We start from the raw sequence: 24686 nt of genomic DNA, 5'->3' as shown, positions 1-24686 counted from the left end.
GCTGCGTCACCAGTGGCGGTAGCGGTCCGGCGCCAGGTCCCACGGGTCCTTGTCGATCAGCTCGCCCACGGCGCGGAACACGGCGGTCTCGATGATGATGCGCTTGTCGGCGTCGTCCTTCTCGGGACTCCGGGTGACCCGCTCCACCGGGACGCGGAACACGGTCACGCGGCGCTGCTCGCGGTCCACCCGCCACCGGGGCATGTGGTCCGGCAGGGTCGAGTCCGTCGGCATGTCCGCGACCTGGAACACGACGCCCTCGAGCTCGGCCGGCCAGAGCCCGAGCAGGTAGTGCGCGGTGTCGCCGACGATGCGGTCGAACGTCTCGGCGCGGGTGATGATCGGCGCGAGGTCCGGACCGGTCACGCTGGACCGTCCGCCGCGTCCGTGCCGGGACCGACCGCGGCCCCGGTCGACGGGTGTGACGAGACGAGTCCTGCGACGCATCCCCACATCGTACGCGGCGCGGGCGGTGCCGCCCTGCTCCGATAGGGTCGGTGGCGGTATGGACGTGAGGATCTGCAGCAAGGTCGCCTGTGGCGCGAGCGCCTCGGCGACCCTGACGTACGACTACGGGGACTCCATGGTCGTCGTCGGCCCCCTCTCCACCCGCGTCGAACCCCACGGCTACGACCTCTGCGCCCGCCACGCGGCGCAGCTGCGCGTCCCGCGCGGGTGGCAGGTGGTGCGGCGCGAGCCGCTCCGTCGCGACGCGGACTGACGCGGTCGGGTCCGGTCCTCCACAGGGGGATCCCTGGAGGCGCGGCTCACGGCACCGACGTCGGCTGACGACCCGCGCCTCCCGGCGTGGAAGACTGGGCCGCATGCCCACCGAAGCCCGTACTGCAGCACCGTTCCGCGTCGCCGACCTCGCCCTCGCCGAGGCGGGGCGCCACCAGATCCGCCTCGCCGAGAACGAGATGCCGGGGCTCATGTCCCTGCGCGAGGAGTTCGGCGCGTCGCAGCCGCTCGCCGGCGCGCGCATCGCGGGCTCGCTGCACATGACGGTGCAGACGGCCGTCCTCATCGAGACGCTCGTCGCGCTCGGTGCGCAGGTCCGGTGGGCGAGCTGCAACATCTTCTCCACGCAGGACGAAGCCGCCGCGGCCATCGCCGTCGGCCCGACCGGCACGCCTGGGTCGCCGGCCGGCGTCCCCGTGTTCGCGTGGAAGGGCGAGACGCTCGAGGAGTACTGGTGGTGCACCAGCCGGATCTTCGACTGGTCGGCCGAGGCCGCAGCCGCCGGCGCCGACTGGATCGGCCCGAACCTCATCCTCGACGACGGCGGCGACGCCACGATGCTCGTGCACACCGGCGCCGATGCCGAAGCCGCCGGCCGTGTGCCCGATGCCGGGGCTGATGCGAGCACCGAGTGGAAGATCGTCCTCGACACCGTCGCCGCCTCACTGCAGGAGTCGTCGGACCGCTGGACCCGCATCGCGGCCGACATCGAGGGCGTGACCGAGGAGACCACCACCGGCGTGCACCGCCTCTACGAGCTGTCGCGCACCGGCGAGCTGAAGTTCCCGGCGATCAACGTCAACGACTCCGTCACGAAGTCGAAGTTCGACAACAAGTACGGCATCCGGCACTCGCTGCCCGACGGGCTCAACCGGGCGACCGACGTGCTGATCGGCGGCAAGGTCGCGTTCGTCGTGGGTTACGGCGACGTCGGCAAGGGTGCGGCCGAGGCGCTCCGCGGGCAGGGCGCCCGCGTGATCGTGTCCGAGGTCGACCCGATCTGCGCGCTCCAGGCCGCGATGGACGGGTACCAGGTGGCGCGCCTCGCGGACGTCGCCGACCAGGTCGACATGGTCGTCACGTGCACGGGCAACCTCGGCGTCGTCGGTGTCGACGAGATGCTGGCACTGAAGCACCTCGCGATCGTCGCGAACGTGGGGCACTTCGACAACGAGATCGACATGGCGGGCCTCGAGTCCCTGCAGGGGGTCGAGAAGGTCGAGATCAAGCCGCAGGTGCACGAGTGGCGTCTGCCCACGGGCCGGTCGATCCTCGTGCTCTCCGAGGGGCGGCTCATGAACCTCGGCAACGCCACGGGGCACCCGTCCTTCGTGATGAGCAACTCCTTCACGAACCAGGTGCTCGCCCAGATCGAGCTGCACACCCGCCGCGCCGAGTACCCGACGGGGGTGTACGTGCTGCCGAAGCACCTCGACGAGAAGGTGGCGCGGCTGCACCTCGATGCGCTCGGGGTCGCGCTGACCGAGCTCCGGCCGGAGCAGGCGGCGTACATCGGGGTCCCGGTCGAGGGCCCTTACAAGCCCGAGCACTACCGGTACTGACGCGGCGCGGCGCGGCGCGGGCGCGCGCCGCGGCGCGGGGCGCGCTGCCGGGGCGCGCTGCCGCCGCGCGCTGCCGCCGCGCGGCGGGCGCGCTGCCGCACCGCGCTGCCGCCGCGCGCTGCCGCACCGCGGCGGTCGCGCTGCCGCACCGCACAACCAAAGTCGCCCGGAACCACGCATCCGCGTGGCTCCGTGTGCTTTTGGTTGTGCGCCGGCAGCCGCCGGCTGCCGCCCGCCGGCTGCCGGCTGTGCCGGTCGGCACCCGGCACGACCGAGCGCGGCCCGCGGCTCGCGGCCCGCGGCCCGCGCGCGGGGCGCCCGCGGCGCGGGCTCGGCGGCGACGAACCACGTTTCCGACAACGAACCAGGCAGCCGCGCTGGTTCGACGTCGGAAACGTGGTTCGAAAGGCGAACGCGAGCCACGCCGCCGCGGCGCCCGCCGCCGCGGCGCCGCGGCGCAGCGCGTCAGCGCGGGAACCCCGGCGGCCGCGCCGTCGCCACCGCCGACGCCCGGTCGAGCACCGCCGCCCGACCCCGCAACGCGCGCAGGTCCCGCTCCCGCCGCAGCACGACCACCCCGGCGAGGAACACCTCGGGGTGGACCGCCGGCACCGGGTGCGCGTACTCGGCGACCGCTGCCGCGAGGGACCGTGCCGCCGCCTCCCGGAGCTCGGGGCGGAGGTCGGCAGCACCGCGGAAGAACGCCCCGAGCCGGTTCTCGAGCCGCTGCGGCAGCGCCGACACGTCCGCGACCCCGGCCCAGGCCACGAGCTCCGCGGGCATGAGCACCTCGGGGGACCGCTGCTTCGCCGCCCGCTCGTGCTGCACGAACGTCCCGGCGAGCAGGTCCCCGAGTCGCCGCGGGCGGGATCCGAACAGCGCGACGAGCAGCGCAACGGAGCCGAACGTCATCCACAGCTCGAACAGCCCGACGAGGGCACGGGTGAACGCGTGCCGGAACCCGATCGCCCCGCCGTCGAGCCGGACGACCCGGGTGCCGGTCGCGTACCGGCCGACGCTCTTGCCCCGGGTGACGGTCTCGAGCGCCGCCGGGACGAGCACGAGCACGACGACGAGCACGCCGATGCTGAGCGCCGCTGCCCAGGCCTCGTCGAGGTCGCTCGGCCAGACCCGCGACAGGCCGATCATGAGCATCACGTACAGCGCGAGCAGGCAGACACCGTCGAGGAGCGCCGCCGCGAGCCGCAACGCGATGCCGGCGGGCTGCACGTCGAGTGCGACGGCCTCACCGACGACGAGCTCGTCGCGGGTGTCGTCGAGCGCGACGACGAACCGACCGTCGGCGAGGTCACGCGGCACGCGGGTCTTCGGCATGGGATCATTCTGTCGGAGACGCACGCCCGCCGCCCGGACGGCACGGACGCGCGAACACCGGAACGAGCGGGGGGGGAGACGCTGTGGACCTGGACGCCTACACCGAGGTGCACCGCGACCGGTGGCAGGAACTCGACCGGCTCGCCCGCACCCGCCACGCCTCCGGTGCCGACGTCGACCGCCTCGTCTCCGGCTACCAGGCGGCAGCGACCGACCTCGCGCGCATCCGCGGCGCCGCCCCGCGCACCGCGGTCGGCGACCGGCTCTCGCTGACACTGTTCCGCGCCCGACTCCGGTTCACCGGCACGCCCGTCGACCCGCTCGCGGCGCTGACGTCCTTCTTCGTCCTGCAGCTCCCCGCCGCCCTGTACCGGATCCGCTGGGTCGCGATCTGGGTGGCAGCCGCCACGGCGGCGATCGCCGCGATCACGGCGGTCTGGATCACGACCACCCCGGGTGCCGTCGACACGTTCGGCACCCCCGAAGCACTCCGGCAGTACGCGACCCGGGACTTCCAGGCCTACTACTCCGACCACGGCCTCGGTGCCTTCACGGCACAGGTGTGGACGAACAACGCGTACATCGCCGCCACCATGGTCGCCTTCGGGATCACCGGTCTCTTCGTGCCGTTCTCGATCGGCCAGAACGCGATGAGCCTCGGTGTCTCGGCGGCCATCCTGCACGACCAGGGCCGCCTCGGCGACTTCTTCCTCTACATCGCCCCGCACGGGCAGCTCGAGCTGTACTCGATCTTCCTCGCGGCGGCCGCGGGCCTGATGATCTTCTGGTCGTGGGTCGCCCCCGGGGCCCGCACCCGCGGGCAGGCCCTCGCCGAGGACGGCCGAGCCCTCATCACGATCGCGGTCGGCCTCGCCCTGACGCTCCTGCTGTCCGGTCTCGTCGAGGGCACGGTGACCCGGCAGGACTGGCCGTGGCCCGTCAAGATCGGGATCGGCACCGTCGCCCTCGCGGCCGTGCTCTGGTACCAGTGGGTCCTCGGCGGTCGCGCGTACCGCGCGGGGCAGCGCGGCGACCTCGAGGAGTTCGAGCGCGGCACGTCCGCCCTCGTCGCCGACTGACCGACGCCTAGAGCCGTCCGGTCGCCTTCGCGCGGATGTACGCGTCCGCGACGAGGGGCGGCACCTGCTCGGGTGCGGCCCGGACGACCTCGGCCCCGGCACGGCGCGCCACGTCCGCCACGCCGTCGGCATCGAGGAGCGTGCGTTCGGCGGCAGCGCGTCGGTACACGTCGCGCTCGGCACAGCCCTGGAGGGACGGCGCACGTCCGCCCCGCCGCCCCGGTCCCGAGACCGCCGGGTCCACCGCCCCGCTCGCCATCCGCTCGACGGCCGGGTCCGTCACGCTGGTGACGACGACCGCGTGCCGCCGCGTCAGGCGGGGGAGCACGGCGAGCAGGTCACCCGACGCGCCGACCGAGTCGAGGCTCGACACGAGCACCACGAGGGCCCTGGAGGTGGTGATCGAGTCGACGAGCCCGGGCACCGCCGACCAGTCGGTGGCCGCGATCCCGGGTTCCGCGAGCGCGAGCGTCTCCCCGAACCGCTGCACGACGTCGGTGCGCGTGGCACCGTGCACGCGACCCCGGACGGCGTCGTCCAGCACGGCGAGGTCCACCCGGTCGCCCGCGGCCGCCGCGAGTGCGCCGAGGAGCAGCGCGGACTCGATGAACGTGTCGAGCCGCGGTTCGTCGTCGACCCGTCCGGCACCGGCACGCCCGGCGTCGACGACCACGATCACCCGACGGTCCCGCTCCGGACGCCAGGTGCGCACCACGAGGTCCTGGCGGCGGGCGGTCGCACGCCAGTCGATCGACCGGACGTCGTCGCCGCGCACGTAGTCCCGCAGCGAGTCGAACTCGGTGCCGTGGCCCCGCAGTTGGAGGGTGGTCTCGCCGTCGAGTTCCCGCAGCCGCGCGAGCCGCGAGGGCAGGTGCCGACGCGACCGGAACGGTGGCGTGACGACCAGCTCGGCGGGCGCCACGAGGACGCGTTGGCGTGCGGCGAGCCCGAGCGGCCCGAACGCACGCACGGCGACGCCGGCGGAGGCCCGGCGGCCGCGACGGAACGGGGCGAACCGCATGCGCGCGGTCCGTCGCTCCCCGGCGGGCACCTGCAGGTCGATGCGGCGCGGGGTCTGCCCGGCGGACGGCTCCCACATGTCGCGCACCACACCGCGGAGCGTCCGGCGGCCGTCGTTGGCGAGCACGAGTGTCCCTTCGGCGGTGGTGTCCCGGCGGGCGAGCCGGGGCATCCGCCGCTCGACGCGCACGGCGGTGAGGTCGGCGGCGAGCAGCACGTCGAGCAGGGCCGCCAGCACGACCACGCCCGCCCAGGCCGCACCCGCCCATCCCGTGCCGAGCAACACGGTGGGCACGATCGCGACGGCGAGGAGCGCGACGAACCGGCCGGAGATCGCCACTAGATCGGCACCCGGACCTGCTCGAGCACCTGCTGCAGCACCCCGTCGGCACCGACGCCCTCGAGCTCGGCGTCGGCGGCGACCCGCAGCCGGTGCCGCCACACCGGCAGGAGCATGGCCTGGACGTGGTCCGGCGTGATCGCGTCGTACCCGGTGAGCCAGGCCCAGGCCTTCGCGGCGGCGAGCAGGGCGGTCGCACCGCGAGGGCTGACCCCGACCCGGACGGACGGCGCCTGCCGGGTGGCGCGGGCGAGGTCGACGATGTAGGCGAGGACGTCGTCCCGCGCCCCGACCCCGCGGACCGCGCGCTGTGCGGCGAGGACCTCGTCGACCCCGAGGACCGGCGCGATCCCGGCCGACCGGACGTCCCGCGGCACGAAGCCGTCCGCGTGCCGACGGAGCACCTGCCACTCGACGTCCCGCGGCGGGACGTCGAGCGTCAGCTTCATGAGGAAGCGGTCGAGCTGGGCCTCCGGGAGCGTGTACGTGCCCTCGAACTCGATCGGGTTCATCGTCGCCGCGACGAAGAAGGGGTCGGGCAGCACCCGGGCGTCGCCGTCGACGCTGACCTGGCGTTCCTCCATGGCCTCGAGGAGTGCGGACTGGGTCTTCGGCGGCGTCCGGTTCACCTCGTCGGCGAGGAGCACGTTCGTGAACACCGGTCCCTCGCGGAACGGGAAGGTGCCCGTCGAGGCGTCGTACACGAGCGAGCCGGTGACGTCGCCCGGCATCAGGTCCGGCGTGAACTGGATCCGCTTCGTGTCGAGCGACATCGCGGCGGCGAGGCTCCGGACCAGCAGGGTCTTCGCCACGCCGGGGACGCCCTCGAGCAGGACGTGCCCCTGCGCGAGGATGCCGACGATCATCCCGGAGACGGCGCCCTCCTGCCCGACGACGGCCTTGCCGACCTCGGCGCGCAGCCGTCCGAACACGTCGCGCAACGGATCACCAGCGGGGGTCGCCTGCGGGGTCTGGGTGGTGGACGGATCGGTCACGGTCGTGCTCCTCGGTGGTCTCGGTCGGTCAGCTGGGCGCCGGTGGTCGCGGCGAGGACGGCACGCTCGAGGTCGTCGAGCGCCGCTGCCCCGGCGGTGAGGGCCCGGTCGTCGGTGGCCGGGCCGCCCACGAGGACCGCCCCGACGCGCCGGTCGGGGATCCCGGTGGCGCGTGCCGCGGCCCGGACGACCTCGTCGACGTGGGCCGACCGGGGGAGGCCGAGCCGGCGTGCCGTGCGGCGGAGGGCCGCGATCCGGAGCGTGTCGAGCGCGTGGGTCCGGTCGCCGGTGCGTGCGGCGAGCCGGGCACGGCCCTCGGTGGTCTCGGCGACACGGACGACGACCGGCATCCGCTCGACCACGAGCGGGCCGAGCCGGCGGCCGCGCCAGAACGCGGCGGCGACGGCGACGAGTCCGAGCAGCACGAGTGCGCTCGGCACCCACGGCGGTGCGAGCGACCCGAGGGTCGGGGCCGCGTCCGACGTGCCGGGGGTCGGCGTGTACCAGCTGAGCGTCGCGTCGTCGCCGAGCAGACCGAGGGCGAGGGCGGCGTTGCCGGCGGTGGTGATCGTGTCGTTCCGGAACGCCGCCGTGGTCCCGACGAGCGTGACGTCACCGGCCGGGGTCGCCGTCCGGACGAGGCCGTAGGCCCGGTCGCCGCCCGAGCCGGACGGTGCGCAGAGGTCGGTGCCGCTGGGGGCCCGGCCGCCGTCCGGCACGGCGTACCCGGTGCCGCCGAGGGTGACACGCTCGGCCCCGGCAGCGGCCGGGATCGCGCACGAGGCGGTGGACACGGTGTCGTCCGCGCCGACCTGCGTGACCGGCTCGACGTCGAGCCCGAACGCCTCGAGCGTCGCGGGGGTCGTCGACACGAGGACGACGTGGTCCGCCTGCCGAGCGATCCGCCGGGCGACGCCTCGGTCGAGGACGCCCTGCTCGTCGTCGACGAACACGGTGCCGTCCCCGATCCGGTCGGCGCGGTCGACGATCCGGACGTCGGTGCCCTGCTGCTCGAGGACCCGCACGAGTGCCTTCGCGCCGCTCGCCGTCGCGGAGGTCGGGTCGAGCGGCGCCTGCCCGGGACCGGTCCGCCCGACGACGGCCGTGAGCACGGCGAGCACGGTGCCGACCAGGACGATGGCGACCCAGAAGCCGACGCGGAGCCCACGGCCCGCACGGCGCGGCGAGGTCGAGGCCTCGCCCGACGGTGCGGACGGGGTGGCGGTCGCGGTCACGCGGGGACCGCCGTGGTCGTCGTCCGTGCGGGGCGTGCCGTCCGGACCGCGTGCTCGGTGTCCAGGACGTCGCGGGCGGTCCGCTCGGTCGCCTCGGCGCCGAGGTACCGCACCTCGTCGAAGGTGGCCGCGGCGCGCTCGAGCCGCGCGGCCTCGGCCGGGAAGACCACGGTCGCCCGGCCGGCGATGGCACGCGCGGTGGCGCCGGGGACGTCGGGGACGAGGTCGCGCTCCCCGAGCCCACGGGCGAGGGCACGGTACCCGTCGAGCACGGCGCGGGACCAGTCACCCGCGCGCAGGGCTGCTCGGGCGTCCTCGGCGATGGCACCGGCGGGACGCAGGTCGTCGTCGTCGAACACCCGCCGACCTGCCCGTCCGCGAGCCGAGCGCGACGCCGGGGGAGTCCGCGGGCGACGACCACGAGGACGACCACAGCGACGAGCACGACGACGGCCGTCCAGAGCAGCGTGTGCGCGACCGCGGGGGAGCCGAGGCCGTCCGCGCGGAGCGAGCCGAGCCAGTCGAGGACCGCACGCGAGGCACGGTCCCACCACGTCACGTGGGCACCGTCGTACTCCGACCGCTCGAGCTCGCGTTCGAGGAGCCGTCGTGCGTCGTCGGGGTCGATCGTCATGCGCGGCCGTCCGGCGGGTACCGTCCGGGTTCGCCGCCCCACTGCGGCGGCGTCGGGCCGCCCGGCTGCTGGCCGCCCGCTCCCGGCTGCCCCGGCCACGGCTGGCCAGGCCACGGCTGCTGCGGACCCGGACCGGCCCCGGGCCAGGGCTGCCCCGGCCACGGCTGCTGCGGTCCCGGACCGGCGCCCGGCCACCCCTGCCCCGGCCACGCCGGCCGGTCCACCCGCGGCGACGGCGCGAACGGGTCACCCGGCTGCCCGGTCTCGAGGTGCGACGCGATCCGCTGGTCGAGCGCCTCGGTCCGGATGCGGCGGTCGATCGCCAGGAAGGTCACGACGGACGCGGACAGCACGTCGGTGATGCACTGCACCGCGATCCCGAGCAGGCTCCCCACGACGATCGCCACGAGCCCGCCGACCCCGGCTCCCGACCCCGCATCGGTCTGCCCGAGCGGGTCGAACGTGCCGCCGACGAGCGTCGCACCGATCGTGAGCGGGACCGAGGCGATCGACACCGCGAAGGCGAACATGACCTGCACGAGCAGGATGATGCCGAAGGTGCGCCAGAAGGCTCCGCGGGTGAGCCGCCACGACTGCGCCGCGGCCTGGAAGACGGGGCGTCCCTCGAGCGCGATGGTCGGGACGGTGAACGCGAACTTCGTCCCGAGCCAGACGAGCACGACCGTGAAACCGAGGCCGAGCACGAAGAAGGTGAGCAGGAAGCCGCCGATGCCCGACCCGCTGCCGGAGAGCCCGGCGGCGGCGCCGACCAGCACGAGCACGAAGACGATCCCGATGACGGCACCGGCTGCGAGCTGCAGGAGGATCCAGGCGACCACCGGCCAGCGTCGTCCGGCGAGGAGCGCCCAGAGCCCGCGGAAGGTGGCGCGCCGTCCGAGGACGCGTTGTCCGGTGTCCGCGGCGACCGGGGCGACGAGGAAGCCGCGCCCGAGGTAGGCCAGGAACGGGAGCCCGATCGACAGCACCAGCCAGAGCGTCACCGATCCGGCGAGGATCGACGTCTGGCCGTCCACGTCGCCGTCGACCGCCGAGAGCATACGGGACTGGATCGCACGCTGGCCGAACGCACTCGCGATGGTGGAGAGCAGCCCGAGGACCCCGCTGAGGAGCACGCTCCAGAGCAGGAGCACCCGCGCGTTGCGGCGGAACACGGTGAAGGCGCCGCTCAGGACGTCACCGAGCCCGAGCGGTCGCAGCGGGATGACCGGCCGCGACCCGGCCGGCGGCGGCCCCGGCGGCCGACCCGGCCCACCGGCGGACGGCCCGCTGCCGTACGGTCCACCGGCGGACGGACCACCGGACTGGCCCGGCCACGGGGCGGACGGCTGCTGCCCCGGGGGCCGCGCCGCGCCTCCTGGGCCGTTCCCCCGACCGTCCTGCGGACCGCCGGGCGCCCCCGGTACCTGCCAATCGGACATCGCCGCCCCCTCGTGGTCCCGACCGAGCACGCGGAAGGCGCGGTCGACACCCATCCTGTCGGAAAACGCCGTCGCACGGGGCCTCGGCTATCGTGAGTGGTCAGGTGCCGACCGGGTACCGCTGCACGTCACACGGAGTCCCCATCACATGACACCGCGCATCCTCGTCGTCGACGACGACCAGGCCCTCGCCGAGATGATCGGCATCGTCCTCCGCTCCGAGGGCTACGAACCCGAGTTCAGCGCCGACGGCAACGACGCCATCGACGCGTTCCACGGGACGAAGCCCGACCTGGTGCTGCTCGACGTGATGCTCCCGGGCATCGACGGCATCGAGGTCTGCAAGCGCATCCGCGCCGAGAGCGGCACGCCGATCATCATGCTCACCGCCAAGGGCGACACGTCCGACGTCGTCGCCGGGCTCGAGAACGGCGCCGACGACTACGTCGTGAAGCCCTTCAACCCGAAGGAGCTCGTCGCCCGCATCCGCACCCGGCTCCGCCCGACGGCCGCCGATGCGACGGTACTGCACGTCGGCGACCTCACCGTCGACGTCGCCGGGCACGAGGTCCGTCGGGGCGACGCCGTCATCGCGCTGACCCCGCTCGAGTTCGACCTGCTGCGGGCGCTGTCCGAGAAGCCGAACCAGGTGTTCACCCGCGAGATGCTGCTCGAACAGGTCTGGGGCTACCACTACAAGGCGGACACCCGCCTGGTGAACGTCCACGTGCAGCGCCTCCGCGCGAAGATCGAGCACGACCCCGACAACCCGAAGATCGTCACCACGGTGCGCGGCGTCGGGTACCGGGCCGGAGGAGCCTGAGCACCGTGCCGTCCGCAGCGTCGACCGGCGGCGTCGCCGTGCAGGGCAGGCTCGCCCGTGCCGGCCGTCGCCTTCGACGGTGGGTCCGGCGCGGCTGGCGCGCCGCGGCGTACCTGTGGCGCCGCTCCCTGATGTTCCGGTCGGTCGCGATCACGGTGATGACCACCGGCCTCGCGGTCGCGATCATCGGCACGGCCGTCATGATCAGCATCTCGAACAACGTCTACTCGCAGCGCCGCGACCAGATCGAGGCCGAGTCGGCACGCGCGACGATCGTGGCGCAGGGCATCTTCGACGCGGCCACCGCGGGCGAGGACAACAACCAGAGCGAGCTCGAGACCCTGCAGAGCGAGGCGCAGCAGGCGATCCTGTCGAACACCACGAGTCCCGGCGGCACGAGCATCGCCATCGAGCGGAGTCCCGACCAGCCCGGGCCGCAGACGGTGCAGAACGTCGCGAGCCAGGGCTTCCCGGACGCCGTGATCACCGACGCCCTCCGCAAGCAGGTCGGCAAGAACACCGGCACGCTCAGCCTGCAGCCCGTGCGCCTCGACGACGACGGCCGTCACCAGCCCGGCCTCGCCGTCGGGTCGACGCTGCAGATCCCGAGTGCCGGTCAGTACGAGCTGTACCTCGTCTACGACCTGTCGGACGCTCAGCAGACCCTCGACTTCGTCTCGCAGACGCTCTCGATCGGCGGTGTCGCGCTCATGGTGCTCATCGCCCTCGTGACCTCGCTCGTCGTCCGGCTCGTGGTCGTGCCGATCCGGGGTGCGGCCGAGACGAGCCGGAAGATCGCCGCCGGCCGGCTCGACGAACGCATCCCGGTGCGGGGCAACGACGACATCGCCACCCTCGCCCGCAGCTTCAACGGCATGGCCGACGCGGTGAGCCGGCAGATCACCCAGCTCGCCGAGCTCTCCCGCGTGCAGCAGCGGTTCGTCTCCGACGTCTCCCACGAGCTCCGGACCCCGCTGACGACCATCCGGCTCGCCGGCGACATGCTGTTCGACTCCCGTCACGCCTTCGAGCCGTCGGTCGGTCGGTCCGCCGAGCTCCTGCACGCCCAGGTGGAGCGGTTCGAGCTCCTGCTCGCCGACCTCCTCGAGATCTCGCGGTTCGACGCGCAGGCGGTGCACCTCGATCCCGAGCCCGTCATCCCCGCGGCCCTGGCGACCGACATCGTCGACGAGTTCCGGCCGCTCGCCGAACGCGCCGGCATCGACCTGCAGCTCGCCACACCCGGCGGGCACACCACCATGCAGCTCGACGCGAAGCGCATCCGCCGCGTGCTCCGCAACCTCGTCGGCAACGCGATCGAGCACGGCGACGCGAAGCCCGTGCAGGTCGTCGTCGACAGCGACGCCCGCTCGGTCGCGATCGCCGTGCGCGACCAGGGCGTCGGCATGCCGCCGGAGGACGCCGCCCGCGTGTTCGACCGGTTCTGGCGCGCCGACCCGAGCCGCAAGCGGACGATCGGCGGGACCGGCCTCGGACTCGCGATCTCGCTCGGCGACGCGAACCTGCACGGCGGCCGCATCGACGTGTGGTCCCGCCCCGGCGAGGGCTCCACCTTCGTGCTCACGCTGCCGCGCAACGACCGCGTCACCGTGACGACCTCGGCGATCCCGCTGCCAGACCTCGACGAGTCGTACGACGGCCCCCGCGCCGTCAGGGAGGACGACTGATGCGCACCCGCTTCCGCACCCTGGTCGCCACTGCGCTCGCCGCGTTGACGATCGTCGCCGTGTCCGCCTGCGCCGCGATCCCCACCGACGGCGCGGTGCGCTCCGGCGGCGTGATCAAGGACCAGTCGGTGTCCGGCGTCGACTACCGGCCCGGCAAGCCCGTGCCCGGTGCCGACCAGACGACGATCCTCCGCGGCTTCATCGCGGCCGGCACCGGTGCGGCGGACGACTACGCCGTCGCCCGGGAGTTCCTCGCCTCGAACTTCTCGACGAAGTGGAACCCCCGGCGCTCGGTGACGATCCAGCCCGGCAACCCGGCGATCGAGCGGGTCGGCGAACGCGAGCTGACCTACACCCTCACCGCGAGCGCCTCGGTGGACGCCGACGGCGAGTACACGCAGGCGGTCCGACCGACCTCGTCCACGCTGACGTTCCAGTTCACCCGCGAGGACGGCGAGTGGCGCATTGCCTACGCCCCCGACGGCATCATCCTGTCGCCGGTGAACTTCGAGTCGGTGTTCCAGCAGCACGCGCTCTACTTCTACGACCCGACGTACAAGTTCCTCGTGCCCGACGAGCGCTGGTTCCTCGCCCGGTCGTCGACGAGCACCCGCATCGCGAGCGCGCTGCTCGCCGGACCCGCGAGCTGGCTCAAGGGGGCCGTGGTCACCGCCTTCCCCGAGGGCACGCAGCTCTCCCTGAACGCGGTCACGATCCAGAGCGGGACCGCCCTCGTCGACCTGTCGAGCGACGCCCTGCGCGCCAGCAGTCAGGACCGGATCCGGATGCGCGAGCAGCTGAGCAAGTCGCTCGCCTCGGTCGCCACGGTGTCCTCCGTCGACATCACGGCCGAGGGCACGACCTTCGCCGTCCCCGACGGCAGCGGGTCCGACGCGCAGCAGAACCCCGACGTCGATGCCCGCCCGCTCGTCGACCAGGACGGCACCGTGGGCTACTCGGCCCTCGGCGGCGGGAAGATCGCACCGCTCGGCAACGGCATGGGCGCGGAGATCGGCGACCTCGGGCCGTCCTCGTTCGCGTTGTCCGCGTCCGGTACCGCTGCGGTGGTCGGGAACGGCGACGGCGTGACGGTCGTGCGCGGACGCTCGCACCTGCGCATCGACGCGACCGACGGCCTGGTCCCGCCGTCCATCGACGACCTCGGGTTCGTCTGGGTCGCGTCCGAGAAGAACACCCGCCGGGTCACGGCCTACGGTCTCGGCGGCGATCCGCACGCGGTGAACACGACGCTCCCGGCCGGCGACCTCGTGTCGTTCCAGGTCTCGCGCGACTCGACCAGGGCCCTCGCGCTCATCCAGACGAACGACGGACCGAGCCTGTACGTGATGGCCATCGTCCGCGGCGCCGACCGCACACCGACCGCGCTCGGCTCCCCGGTGCGCGTGCAGGCCGCCACGGGCAACGCCGTCGGGGCCGCCTGGATCAGCGACTCCGACGTCGCCTCGGTCGGGCAGACGTCCTCCGGCCCGGACGTCGTCCGCTCCACGATCGGTGGGCAGTCGAGCACCCTGCCGAAGCCCGACGGGCGGGCGACCGAGATCGTCGGCGGGAGCGGCGGCTCGATGCTCCTGCGGATGTCCGACGGGTCGGTCCTGCAGTCGACCGGCGGTGGCTGGGTCACGACCGGGATCAGCGCGGACGTGCTCGGCGTCCAGCGCTGAGGACGTTCCTCCACAGGGCGGCGGTCCAGGAGGCGCGTCCCCAGCCCCACGGATCGGCCTGCGCCCGGTGGTGGGTGGCGGTCAGGATCGTCGGCATGAGGACACGGGACAGGCTGCGGCCGTGGCTCGACGCGGCCGTCGCGGTGCTCGGGCTCTTCCTGCCGGTGGACTGCGTCGGGTGCGGCCGGCCCGACCGGGCACTCTGCGCCGCGTGCCGACACGCGCTCGACGCGAAGCCCCGCCGGGTGCGTCTCGTCGCCGGGGTCCGGCTGGACGCGGCGTTCGAGTACACGGGACTCGTACGGACGATGCTCCTCGAGCTCAAGCTGCGCGGGCGCGTGGACGTCTCTCGGCCCCTCGGTGCCCGGTTCGGTGGGCTCGTGCGGGCGGCGCTCGCCGACGCCGGTCCCGGGGCCGTGCTGCTGCGGGTACCGCCCTCGCGGCAGGGTGCTCGGCGGCGGGGGTTCGACCCCGTCGTGCTGCTGGCGGCGCGCGGGGGAGTGCGGCGGTCGCGGGCGATGTCGCGGGTGCGGGCAGGAGGGCTGGTGCGGCGTCGCGCCGGCGTCGGTGCCGGCGCAGGTACAGATGCCGGTGCCGGTGCCGGTGCCGGTGCCGGTGCAGGTGCGGGTGCCGGCGTCGGTGCCGGCGCACTGCACGGCGGGCAGAAGGAACGCAACGCGGTGGAACGGGTGGCCGCGACGGTCGGCACCCTCTCGGTCACGGGCGTCACCGGTCGAGCCGTCGTCGTGGTGGACGACGTCGTCACCACCGGCGTCACGATGGCCGAAGCCGTGCGCGCCGTGCGTGCCGCCGGTGGTCGGGTCGTGCGGTGCGTCGCCGTCGCGAGCGTCGACGACTGAGGCGCGCCCATCGAAGGCCCTCGGCGCATCGGTGAACGCTCGATGGCCACTGTGTGTCCGGTGGGTGTCCTGGCGACTCACCGACATCGCGTGACGCCGGAGCGCCACCGGGTCTAGCCTCGCGGCAAGGCGTTCAGGATCGCCGGATGGAGGCGACGCGCTGAGTCTGGATGGGAGCCGCCACATGGACGTGACGATCACGGGCCGGAACATCGGGGTCACCGACCGATTCCGCACCTACGTCGAACAGAAGTCCGAGAAGATCGACGTGCTCGCCGACCGCGCCCTCGCCTTCGAGGTGCGCATCAGCCGCCACAACGAGAAATCGGGCGGTTCCCAGGGCGAGGACCGCGTCGAGCTGACATTGATCGGCCCCGGCCCCCTCGTGCGGGCGGAGTCCGCCGCGTCGGACAAGTACGCCGCCTTCGATCTGGCCTTCGCCCGGATCATGGAACGACTCCGCCGAGCACGCGACCGCCGCAAGGTGCACCGCGGCCGCCACCGTCCGACCTCCGTGTCCGAGGCGTCCGGCACCGCGTTCGAGCGCATGGGCGTCGTCCCGGCCGACGGCAAGCTCATCGAGGACGTCGCGACGGGTGCCGTCCCGGTGGTCGACGCGAACGCCGAGGACGACGAGAACGAGGTCTACAGCCCCGTCGTGATCCGGCACAAGGTCTTCGAAGCCGGTCCCATGACGGTCGACGACGCCCTGTACTTCATGGAGCTCGTCGGGCACGACTTCTACCTGTTCGTCGACGCGGAGACGCACCGCCCGAGCGTGGTCTACCGCCGCAAGGGTTGGGACTACGGCGTGATCGGCATCGACGACCCGTCCACCGAGCACGCTCCGGCAGCGGCGTCGGAGTCCGAGCCGGCGGTCGCGATCGCCTGACGATCGCTCAGTACGGCAGACCGAACCCGGGTGTGCGCGGACCGTTCGCGGGCCGCGCACACCCGCGCTGTTCACAGCGGCCGGAGTCGACGGGTTGCTAGCATGACTGGCTGTTCGCATCGCGCAGGTCGCGCGTGACGATCTCGTAAGGAGCTCACGTGGCAAACGTGCTGGAGAAGGTCCTCCGCATCGGCGAAGGACGCACCCTCCGACGGCTGAAGGCGTACGCCTCGGCCATCAACGACCTCGAGGACGACTTCGCGAGCCTCACCGACGAGGAACTCCAGGACGAGACCAAGGAGCTCCGCGAGCGCTACGCGAACGGCGAGACCCTCGACGACCTGCTGCCCGAGGCGTTCGCCGCCGTGCGGGAAGCAGCGAAGCGCACCCTCGGCATGCGGCACTTCGACGTGCAGCTCATGGGCGGTGCCGCGCTGCACCTCGGCAACATCGCCGAGATGAAGACCGGTGAAGGCAAGACCCTCGTCGCCACGACGGCCGCGTACCTCAACGCCATCCCGTCGCGCGGTGTGCACGTCATCACCGTCAACGACTTCCTCGCGTCGTACCAGTCCGAGCTCATGGGCCGCGTGTTCCGTGCGCTCGGCATGACGACCGGCTGCATCATCGCGAACCAGTCCCCGGCCGAGCGTCGCGAGCAGTACGCCGCCGACATCACCTACGGCACGAACAACGAGTTCGGCTTCGACTACCTCCGCGACAACATGGCGTGGCAGGCATCCGACATGGTGCAGCGCGGCCACTTCTTCGCGATCGTGGACGAGGTCGACTCGATCCTCATCGACGAGGCCCGCACGCCGCTCATCATCTCCGGTCCGTCCTCGGGCGAGGCCAACCGCTGGTTCACCGAGTTCGCGTCGATCGCGACCCGCCTCACCCCGGGCGAGGACTACGAGGTCGACGAGAAGAAGCGCACCGTCGGCGTGCTCGAGCCCGGCATCGAGAAGGTCGAGGACTACCTCGGTATCGACAACCTGTACGAGTCGGCGAACACCCCGCTCATCTCGTTCCTGAACAACTCGATCAAGGCCGTCGCCCTCTTCAAGCGTGACAAGGACTACGTCGTGATGAACGGCGAGGTGCTCATCGTCGACGAGCACACCGGCCGCATCCTGATGGGCCGTCGCTACAACGAGGGCATCCACCAGGCGATCGAGGCGAAGGAGAAGGTCGAGGTCAAGGCCGAGAACCAGACCCTCGCCACGGTCACGCTGCAGAACTACTTCCGCCTCTACCAGAAGCTGTCCGGCATGACGGGTACGGCCGAGACCGAAGCGGCCGAGTTCATGTCGACGTACAAGCTCGGCGTGGTCCCCATCCCGACGAACAAGCCGATGCAGCGCATCGACCAGACCGACCTCGTCTACAAGAACGAGAAGGCGAAGTTCGAGCAGGTCGCCGAGGACATCGCCGAGCGCCACGAGAAGGGCCAGCCGGTCCTCGTCGGCACCACCAGCGTCGAGAAGTCCGAGTACCTGTCGAAGCTCCTCGCGAAGAAGGGCGTCAAGCACGAGGTCCTCAACGCGAAGAACCACGCGCGTGAGGCCGCGATCGTCGCCCAGGCCGGTCGACTCGGCGCCGTGACGGTCGCCACGAACATGGCCGGTCGCGGTACCGACATCATGCTCGGCGGCAACTCGGAGTTCCTCGCCGTGCAGGAGATGCACGCCAAGGGCTTGTCCCCGACGGAGACCCCGGAAGAGTACGAGGCCGCGTGGGACGACGTGTTCGACCGCGTCAAGGCCGAGATCAAGGACGAGGCCGACAAGGTCCGCGAGGTCGGCGGTCTCTACGTCCTCGGCACCGAGCGTCACGAGTCCCGCCGCATTGACAACCAGCTGCGCGGTCGGTCCGGCCGTCAGGGCGACCCCGGCGAGAGCCGCTTCTACCTGTCGCTCACCGACGACCTCATGCGCCTGTTCAACTCCGGTGCCGCCGAGAGCCTGATGGGCCGCTCGAACGTCCCGGACGACCTCGCGATCGAGAACAAGCTCGTCGGCCGTGCGATCCGGTCGGCCCAGGCGCAGGTCGAGGGCCGCAACGCCGAGATCCGCAAGAACGTCCTGAAGTACGACGACGTCCTCAACCGCCAGCGCGAAGCGATCTACAGCGACCGCCGCCACATCCTCGAGGGTGACGACATCCACGACCGTGCGCAGTCGTTCCTCAAGAGCGTCGTCGACGACGTGATCGACTCCCACACCGCCGAGGGCAACGCGGACGACTGGGACCTCGACGCCATGTGGACCGAGCTCGGGACCCTGTACCCGATCTCGATCTCCATCGACGAGGTCATCACCGAGGCCGGCTCGAAGGGCAAGGCCTCGCGCGAGTTCCTCGGCCGCGAGATCCTCTCCGACGCCAAGCTCGCCTACCAGCAGCGCGAGGAACTCCTCGGCGACGAGGCCATGCGTGAGCTCGAGCGCCGCGTCGTCCTCTCGGTGATCGACCGCCGCTGGCGCGACCACCTCTACGAGATGGACTACCTCAAGGACGGCATCGGCCTCCGGGCGATGGCACAGCGCGACCCGCTGGTCGAGTACCAGCGCGAGGGCTACGCGCTCTTCCAGAGCATGATGGGGCAGATCCGCGAAGAGTCGGTCGGCTACCTCTTCAACCTCGAGGTGCAGGTCCAGTCCGACGGCGAGAACGCCGTGATCGAGGCCAAGGGCCTCGGCGAGGACGAGGTCTCCGGTCTCGAGTACTCCGCTCCGTCGATCGACGGCGAGGTCGAGGTCCGCGACGAGCGCGGTCGCCTCGAGCAGGCCGCGACCGCGCGAGCGCAGAAGGCGCAGGCCGAGGCCGAGGCGGCCGCCGGGCCGGAGCAGGGCTCCGCGTTCGGCAACGCCGCGACCGCGTCCGGCCAGGCTGCCGCGGGCAACCGTGCTGAGCGTCGTCAGGCCGCCAAGAAGGGCTGACGCGACCACGTCCGGACAGGAGGCGCGGTGCCGGCTGGCACCGCGCCTCCTGTCCGTCTCCCGGTCATGTCACGGGCGTCACAGGACGCCGACGGCCGTCGCGCGCCATCGACCCTGCCGTTCCTCCAAGCGCATCGCGACCGCACGGGCGTGACTGCGCGTGTGCACGACGACCGTCGCCTCGGCGACCCCGTCGGCCGGGCGGCACACGATGACGCTGCCGACCCGGAGCAGCGCCCGTCCGCGCGACCGGCTGCCGAGCTGCCGGGCCCGCGCCGCCACCGCCGCCCGCTGCTGCAGGTGCCGGTGCACCTCGTCCGTGATCCACCGGGCGATGCTGTCGACCTCGCGTGACCCCGTCAGGATCTCGGCGACGCAGAGGCCGAGCGCGCGAGCGGTGTCCTCGACGTCGGTCGGTGGCGGTACGGCGCTGAGTCGCGGGACGTCCCCCATCGGCTCTGCGTCATCGATCCGGCGTGCTTCCTCGGCCACCCCTGCCCCTTTCGTCGGGGCTGAGCGTAGAGCGAGTACAACATGAGAAATATGACTGTCATCGAGCCTGTGGAGAGAGCGCAGTTGTCCACAGTGGTGCGCACCTAGACTGGGCGGGTGTCGACCCTCAGTGACCTCGTCCTCGCACAAGGCCGTTCCTCCGAAGCCGACGTGGAATGGCTCCACCTGCTCGTCGGGGACTGGCAGTTGCTCGCCGACCTGTCCTTCGCGGACATGGTCCTCTGGGTCCCGACCGCCGAGGACGGCTCGTTCGTGGCGGTGGCGCACGCTCGCCCGAGTTCCGCGGCGACGCTCTTCTACCGCGACATCGTCGGGCAGGAGATCCGCGAGGAGTGGCGCGAACAGGTCACCGAGAGCTTCGTCGGCGCGAGGGTCGTCGACTCCGCCGAGCCGGACTGGTACGAGGACACCCCGACGCGCGTCCGGGCGATCCCGGTGCTCCGGCGGCTGAGCGCGAACAGCGCCGAGACGACCGAGCGCCCGATCGCGGTCGTGACGCGGCACTCGAACCAGGACGAGATGCGCACTCCGAGCCGCCAGGAGCTCAACTTCACCGCGAGCGCGAACGACCTGTTCGGCATGATCGCCACGGGTGACTTCCCCGACATCGGTGCGCCGGCCGGACCCCGACGCGGTGCACCGCGCGCCAGCGACGGCCTGCTCCGCCTCGACACGAACGGGATCGTCACGTTCGCCAGCCCGAACGGCCTCAGCGCCTTCAACCGGATGGGCTTCGAGGGCGAGCTCGAGCGGAAGTCCCTCGCCGAGGTCACGACCGAGCTCATCGGTGCGCAGCTCGACGTCGACGAGTCGCTGCCCCTGGTCGTCACCGGCCGTGCCCCGTGGCGTGCCGACGTCGAGTCGAAGGGCGTCACGGTCTCGCTGCGGTCGATCCCGCTCCGCGACCACGGCGAGCGGATCGGTGCGATCGTCCTCTGCCGCGACGTCACCGAACTGCGGCACCAGGAGCGCGAGCTCATCACCAAGGACGCGACGATCCGCGAGATCCACCACCGCGTGAAGAACAACCTGCAGACCGTGGCGTCGCTCCTGCGCATCCAGGCGCGCCGCACCCACTCGGACGAGGCCCGGACGTCGCTGCAGAACGCGATGCGCCGCGTGGCCGCGATCGCCGTCGTGCACGACACCCTGTCGACCGGCCTCAGCCAGAACGTCGACTTCGACGAGGTCTTCGACTCCGTGCTGAAGCTCGTGACCGAGGTCGCGGCGTCGCACAACACGACCGTCCGCCCGAAGAAGACCGGGGAGTTCGGGGTGCTGCCCTCCGAGGCCGCGACCCCGCTCGCGCTCGGGCTCACCGAGCTCGTCACGAACGCCGTCGAGCACGGGCTGGACGGCCGCGACGGCGAGGTCGAGATCGTGGCGGAGCGCTTCGACGACCACCTCGACATCCAGGTCCGCGACAACGGGCGGGGCCTGCCCGAGGGCAAGGTCGGGTCGGGCCTCGGGACACAGATCGTCCGGACGCTGATCCAGGGCGAGCTCGGCGGCACCATCGACTGGCACACCCTGACCGGCAGCGGCACCGAGGTGACCATCACGATCCCGTTCCGCTGGCTGACGGCGACCCCGGGCGCCGCGTAGCGCGCTCCGCGCCCGCCGCGGCGTCCCGCGCAACCGCCTGAAGGCGCGGCGTGTGCCCGCCAGTCCTGCTTCGAACCACGTTCCCGACGTCGAACCACCGTCCGGCCCTGGTTCGACGTCGGTTCCGCGGTTCGCCGCGCGGCCGCGCGACGGCGCGCACGCCGCGGCGGGCGGCCGCACAACGAAAGTGTGTCCGAACCGCGCGATGCCGCGGCGTCGCCTGCTTTCCGTTGTGCGCAGGTACGTGCAACCGCCTGGAGGCGCGGCGTGCGCCCGCCGGGGCTGCGTCGAACCACGTTCCCGACGTCGAACCACCGTCCGGCCCTGGTTCGACGTCGGTTCCGTGGTTCGCCGCGCGGCCGCGCGACGGCGCGCGCGCCTCGGCGGGCGGCCGCACTACGGAAGTGCGTCCGAGCCGCGCGATGGTGCGGCGTCGCCTGCTTTCCGTTGTGTGCAGGCACACGCAACTGCCTGGAGGCGCGGCGTGCGCCCGCCAGGGCCGCATCGAACCACGCTCCCGACGTCGAACCGCCGTCCGGCCCTGGTTCGACGTCGGTTCCGTGTTCGCCGCGCGGCGCGCGCGCCGGCGCGCATGCCGCGGCGGCAGCCGCAGCGCGCGGCCGCACAACGGAAGTACGTCCGAACCGCGCGATCGCGCGGCGCCGCGTGCTTTCCGTTGTGCGCAGGCATGCGCAACCGCCTGAAGGCGCGCGGCGCGGTGCGGCGCAGCCGCCCCCGCGCGCGGCGTAGCCGCGCCGCGCGCGGCGCAGCCGCCCCGCGCACGACGACGCCCGCCGGCCCCGAAGGGACGGCGGGCGTCAGGCGCGCAGCAGGCGCCGGGTCAGGAAGCGCGGCGAGCGCGGGCGGCGCGACGCTTCAGCGCGCGGCGCTCGTCCTCGCTCAGGCCACCCCAGACACCGGAGTCCTGGTTGTTCTCGAGGGCGTACTGCAGGCACATCTCGGTGACCGTGCAGCGAGCGCAGACCGACTTGGCCTTCTCGATCTGGTCGACGGCCGGTCCGGTGTTCCCGACGGGGAAGAAGAGCTCGGGGTCCGCGGTGAGGCAGGCTGCCTGGTCACGCCAGTCCATGTGTGGTGCTCCTTGAAATCGATGCTCGAACGGCAGGCCGGGGCCGTGGTTCGGGGATCGGAACGCTGAGCATGCGCGAGGCACGAGGGGACACCCGTGGGGGAGGAGTCCGCTGGAAGCGAGTCTGACGCCCGCAGAACGCTCGGGGGAGGAGCGTCGAACCACGGGAGACGCACACCACATCGTGCCGTCCAAACGACCTCGAATATCGTTCCATACTGGTAGGGCCAAATCAAGGGTTCCGACGCTGGAGGAATGCTGTGCCCGACACCACCCCGACCGAGCCCGACCACGTCGAGCGGCGGTCGCCTGCCCTCCTGGCGCTCCTCGTCGTCGTCGGACTCGAGTTCGCCGCCCTCGTCGTCGTGACGATCGTCCTCATCGTCGAACTCATCGTCGCGCCGGCCACGAGCATCGCGTCCGGGATCGCGCTGACGGTCCTCGCGGCCATCGCGGCGCTCTGGCTCGGCTCCCTGTTCATCGGCCTCCGCAACCGTCGTCCGTGGGTGCGGTCCGGGATCATCGTCTGGCAGGTGCTGCAGGGTGCGCTCGCGATCGGGGCGTTCCAGGGCGTCTTCCGCGTGCCCGCCGTCGGCTGGTTCCTGCTCATCCCCGCGCTGCTGGGCATCACGCTGGTGCTGTCGCGGCCGGTGACGGACGCGCTCGCCCGACCGGTCGAGTAGGCGGTCCCGGTCCACGGACTGGAGGCGCGGTGCCAGCCGGCACCGCGCCTCCTGTCCGTCGATCAGCCGGGTCTCAGACCAGGCCGAGCTTCTTCCGCAGGCTCGCCACGTGCCCCGTCGCCTTGACGTTGTAGAGCGGCAGCTGCACGGTGCCGTCCTCGTCGACCACGATCGTGGAGCGGATCGTGCCGGTGACGATCTTCCCGTAGTTGTTCTTCTCGCCCCAGGCGCCGTACGCCTTGTGCACGGCGAGGTCCGGGTCGCTCAGCAGCGGGAAGGTCAGGGCCTGCTCGTGCTGGAAGGTCTTGAGCGCCGGCAGGTCGTCCTTCGAGACGCCGAGCACCTCGTACCCGGCGGCCTGCAGCGAGGACATGTTGTCGCGGAAGTCGCACGCCTCGGTGGTGCACCCCGGCGTCGACGCTGCCGGGTAGAAGTACACGATGACCTTCTTCCCACGCAGGGCCGAGAGGGAGTGCTCGGTGCCGTCCTGGTCCGGCAGGGTGAAGTCGGGGGCGGTGTCGCCGGCGGCGAGACGGTCGGTCATGGGGCTCCTGTTCGTGGTCCGTGCCCCGAGTGGTCAAGAGCACGCGAAACCCATGCTATTGTTGTTTCCCGTTGCAGCACGGAAGCGCAACATGCACCTCTAGCTCAATTGGCAGAGCAACTGACTCTTAATCAGTGGGTTCTCGGTTCAAGTCCGAGGGGGTGCACCAGCAAGGCCCCGACTCATCGAGTCGGGGCCTTCGTCGTTCCCGGCGTGCGGTGCCGCACGGTGAGACACGCCCGGAGTGCGATTCGGCCGCGACTCCGCGTGCGGATCAGTCGGCGGGGACGTCGACGACGCGCTCCTCGCCGACCACCGGGTCGAGCGCTCCCGCCGAGGTCGCGGCGAGGTCGGCACGCAGCGGTTCGATGCCGTCGCCCGGCACCCAGAGCTCGAACGTCGCGGCGGCGCCGTACGCGGGGTCGCCGAGCGTGGCTCCGTGGTGCCGGACCCAGTCGCGCAGCACGTTGTCGATCCGGCCGGCGTCGGCGTGCGGGACGTCCACCGTCACCCGGGTCAGTGCGCGCCGGTGCACGAGCGTCGCGCGGTCGAGTGCCTCGGACACCGAGGTCGAGTAGGCACGGACGAGGCCGCCGGCGCCGAGCTTCACGCCCCCGAAGTACCGCGTGACGACCGCGACGACGTCGGTCAGCCCGCGACGCCGGAGCACCTCGAGCATCGGGACGCCGGCGGTCCCGGAGGGTTCACCGTCGTCGCTCGACCGCGCCTGGTCCCCGAGCACGCCCGTGACCATCGCGGTGCAGTTGTGCCGGGCGTCCCACCGGCGGCGGCGGACCTCGGCGATCACCCGGTCCGCGTCCGCGACCCCGGACACCGGCGCCACGGTCGTGATGAAGCGCGACTTCGTGATGACGATCTCGTGCTCGACCAGGGCGGCGACCGTGGACGGGTACGGGGTGCTCACACCGTCGAGGCTAGCGAGGTCCTCGTCGGCGGCTCGCGCTACCATGTCCTGCACGACGTGCG

At 72.5% G+C, this 24686-nt stretch carries 22 protein-coding genes and 1 tRNA gene; 12 read left to right on the top strand and 11 right to left on the bottom strand.

The features are described 5' to 3' along the window. Positions 1-6 precede the first annotated feature (6 nt). A complete protein-coding gene (locus tag ACIPEP_RS13795) occupies positions 7-366 on the bottom strand; it encodes a metallopeptidase family protein (protein ID WP_402717564.1) in 360 nt (119 codons plus the stop codon). 139 nt (positions 367-505) lie between these two features. Between ACIPEP_RS13795 and ACIPEP_RS13790 the strand changes: the two genes are divergently transcribed. Together ACIPEP_RS13790 and ahcY are read left to right on the top strand one after the other, a co-directional pair. Then, positions 506-721 carry a DUF3499 family protein gene (locus ACIPEP_RS13790; RefSeq protein WP_070418494.1) on the top strand — a complete coding sequence of 72 codons (216 nt, stop codon included), beginning with the start codon at positions 506-508 and terminating at the stop codon, positions 719-721. Positions 722-824: 103 nt separating this feature from the next. After that, positions 825-2303, top strand: a complete 1479-nt coding sequence (ahcY, locus tag ACIPEP_RS13785) for an adenosylhomocysteinase (protein WP_402717563.1) — start codon at positions 825-827, stop codon at positions 2301-2303. A gap of 465 nt (positions 2304-2768) precedes the next feature. Here ahcY and ACIPEP_RS13780 read toward each other — a convergent pair whose 3' ends face one another. After that, positions 2769-3638, bottom strand: a complete 870-nt coding sequence (locus tag ACIPEP_RS13780) for an RDD family protein (protein WP_402717562.1) — start codon at positions 3636-3638, stop codon at positions 2769-2771. Between the two features lie 83 nt (positions 3639-3721). On the opposite strand from ACIPEP_RS13780, the gene ACIPEP_RS13775 reads away from it, so the two are divergent. Continuing rightward, the gene (locus ACIPEP_RS13775) at positions 3722-4717 is read left to right on the top strand and encodes a stage II sporulation protein M (protein ID WP_071294911.1); all 996 of its coding nucleotides are present in this window, start codon (positions 3722-3724) and stop codon (positions 4715-4717) included. A gap of 7 nt (positions 4718-4724) precedes the next feature. Here the strand turns inward: ACIPEP_RS13775 and ACIPEP_RS13770 are convergent, their stop codons facing one another. From ACIPEP_RS13770 to ACIPEP_RS13750, 5 genes are all read right to left on the bottom strand, one after another. Continuing rightward, positions 4725-6077 (bottom strand): DUF58 domain-containing protein, encoded by a 1353-nt coding sequence (locus tag ACIPEP_RS13770; protein WP_402717561.1) that lies wholly within the window; start codon positions 6075-6077, stop codon positions 4725-4727. Continuing rightward, entirely contained in the window at positions 6077-7072 is a 996-nt protein-coding gene (locus ACIPEP_RS13765; protein WP_374930683.1) for a MoxR family ATPase, read from the bottom strand. Before ACIPEP_RS13765 ends, ACIPEP_RS13770 begins: the two co-directional genes overlap by 1 nt. After that, the gene (locus ACIPEP_RS13760; protein WP_402717560.1) at positions 7069-8307 is read right to left on the bottom strand and encodes a DUF4350 domain-containing protein; all 1239 of its coding nucleotides are present in this window, start codon (positions 8305-8307) and stop codon (positions 7069-7071) included. Before ACIPEP_RS13760 ends, ACIPEP_RS13765 begins: the two co-directional genes overlap by 4 nt. Then, positions 8304-8666 carry a DUF4129 domain-containing protein gene (locus tag ACIPEP_RS13755; RefSeq protein WP_402717559.1) on the bottom strand — a complete coding sequence of 121 codons (363 nt, stop codon included), beginning with the start codon at positions 8664-8666 and terminating at the stop codon, positions 8304-8306. Before ACIPEP_RS13755 ends, ACIPEP_RS13760 begins: the two co-directional genes overlap by 4 nt. 271 nt (positions 8667-8937) lie before the next feature. After that, positions 8938-10380: a glycerophosphoryl diester phosphodiesterase membrane domain-containing protein gene (locus ACIPEP_RS13750; RefSeq protein ID WP_402717558.1), complete on the bottom strand. Its 1443-nt coding sequence runs from the start codon at positions 10378-10380 to the stop codon at positions 8938-8940. Between the two features lie 148 nt (positions 10381-10528). On the opposite strand from ACIPEP_RS13750, the gene mtrA reads away from it, so the two are divergent. The 6 genes from mtrA to secA all read left to right on the top strand — a co-directional run bounded on the left by mtrA (position 10529) and on the right by secA (position 19264). Beyond that, the gene (gene mtrA, locus ACIPEP_RS13745) at positions 10529-11203 is read left to right on the top strand and encodes an MtrAB system response regulator MtrA (RefSeq protein WP_070418502.1); all 675 of its coding nucleotides are present in this window, start codon (positions 10529-10531) and stop codon (positions 11201-11203) included. A gap of 5 nt (positions 11204-11208) precedes the next feature. Next, positions 11209-12891 carry an MtrAB system histidine kinase MtrB gene (mtrB, locus tag ACIPEP_RS13740; protein WP_229086247.1) on the top strand — a complete coding sequence of 561 codons (1683 nt, stop codon included), beginning with the start codon at positions 11209-11211 and terminating at the stop codon, positions 12889-12891. Beyond that, positions 12891-14573, top strand: coding sequence for an LpqB family beta-propeller domain-containing protein (locus ACIPEP_RS13735; protein WP_261646657.1), 1683 nt, complete (start codon positions 12891-12893; stop codon positions 14571-14573). Before mtrB ends, ACIPEP_RS13735 begins: the two co-directional genes overlap by 1 nt. Positions 14574-14668: 95 nt before the next feature. Next, on the top strand, positions 14669-15433 hold the full coding sequence (locus ACIPEP_RS13730; RefSeq protein ID WP_402717557.1) for a ComF family protein: 765 nt from the start codon (positions 14669-14671) through the stop codon (positions 15431-15433). Positions 15434-15617: 184 nt separating this feature from the next. Then, on the top strand, positions 15618-16325 hold the full coding sequence (gene hpf, locus ACIPEP_RS13725) for a ribosome hibernation-promoting factor, HPF/YfiA family (protein ID WP_070418505.1): 708 nt from the start codon (positions 15618-15620) through the stop codon (positions 16323-16325). A gap of 158 nt (positions 16326-16483) precedes the next feature. After that, the gene (gene secA / locus ACIPEP_RS13720; RefSeq protein ID WP_071294918.1) at positions 16484-19264 is read left to right on the top strand and encodes a preprotein translocase subunit SecA; all 2781 of its coding nucleotides are present in this window, start codon (positions 16484-16486) and stop codon (positions 19262-19264) included. A 78-nt stretch (positions 19265-19342) separates the two neighbouring features. Here secA and ACIPEP_RS13715 read toward each other — a convergent pair whose 3' ends face one another. Beyond that, positions 19343-19756 carry an Rv3235 family protein gene (locus ACIPEP_RS13715; RefSeq protein WP_083403212.1) on the bottom strand — a complete coding sequence of 138 codons (414 nt, stop codon included), beginning with the start codon at positions 19754-19756 and terminating at the stop codon, positions 19343-19345. Between the two features lie 117 nt (positions 19757-19873). Between ACIPEP_RS13715 and ACIPEP_RS13710 the strand changes: the two genes are divergently transcribed. After that, on the top strand, positions 19874-21382 hold the full coding sequence (locus tag ACIPEP_RS13710) for a sensor histidine kinase (protein ID WP_092386542.1): 1509 nt from the start codon (positions 19874-19876) through the stop codon (positions 21380-21382). 841 nt (positions 21383-22223) lie between these two features. On the opposite strand, the gene ACIPEP_RS13705 is transcribed toward ACIPEP_RS13710, so the two are convergent. Next, a complete protein-coding gene (locus ACIPEP_RS13705; protein WP_022904217.1) occupies positions 22224-22472 on the bottom strand; it encodes a WhiB family transcriptional regulator in 249 nt (82 codons plus the stop codon). A gap of 260 nt (positions 22473-22732) precedes the next feature. Between ACIPEP_RS13705 and ACIPEP_RS13700 the strand changes: the two genes are divergently transcribed. Next, a complete protein-coding gene (locus tag ACIPEP_RS13700) occupies positions 22733-23155 on the top strand; it encodes a hypothetical protein (protein WP_071294920.1) in 423 nt (140 codons plus the stop codon). 73 nt (positions 23156-23228) lie between these two features. Here ACIPEP_RS13700 and bcp read toward each other — a convergent pair whose 3' ends face one another. Then, the gene (bcp, locus tag ACIPEP_RS13695) at positions 23229-23699 is read right to left on the bottom strand and encodes a thioredoxin-dependent thiol peroxidase (protein ID WP_071294921.1); all 471 of its coding nucleotides are present in this window, start codon (positions 23697-23699) and stop codon (positions 23229-23231) included. A gap of 93 nt (positions 23700-23792) precedes the next feature. Here bcp and ACIPEP_RS13690 point away from each other — a divergent pair. Then, positions 23793-23868, top strand: a tRNA-Lys gene (locus ACIPEP_RS13690). A 105-nt stretch (positions 23869-23973) separates the two neighbouring features. Here the strand turns inward: ACIPEP_RS13690 and ACIPEP_RS13685 are convergent. Continuing rightward, positions 23974-24669 carry an IMPACT family protein gene (locus ACIPEP_RS13685; RefSeq protein WP_402717797.1) on the bottom strand — a complete coding sequence of 232 codons (696 nt, stop codon included), beginning with the start codon at positions 24667-24669 and terminating at the stop codon, positions 23974-23976. Between the last annotated feature and the right edge of the window lie 17 nt (positions 24670-24686).

The sequence above is a fragment of the Curtobacterium sp. NPDC087082 genome (assembly GCF_044745045.1).
Taxonomy (GTDB): Bacteria; Actinomycetota; Actinomycetes; order Actinomycetales; family Microbacteriaceae; genus Curtobacterium.
This window is presented reverse-complemented; position numbering and strand designations above follow the sequence as displayed.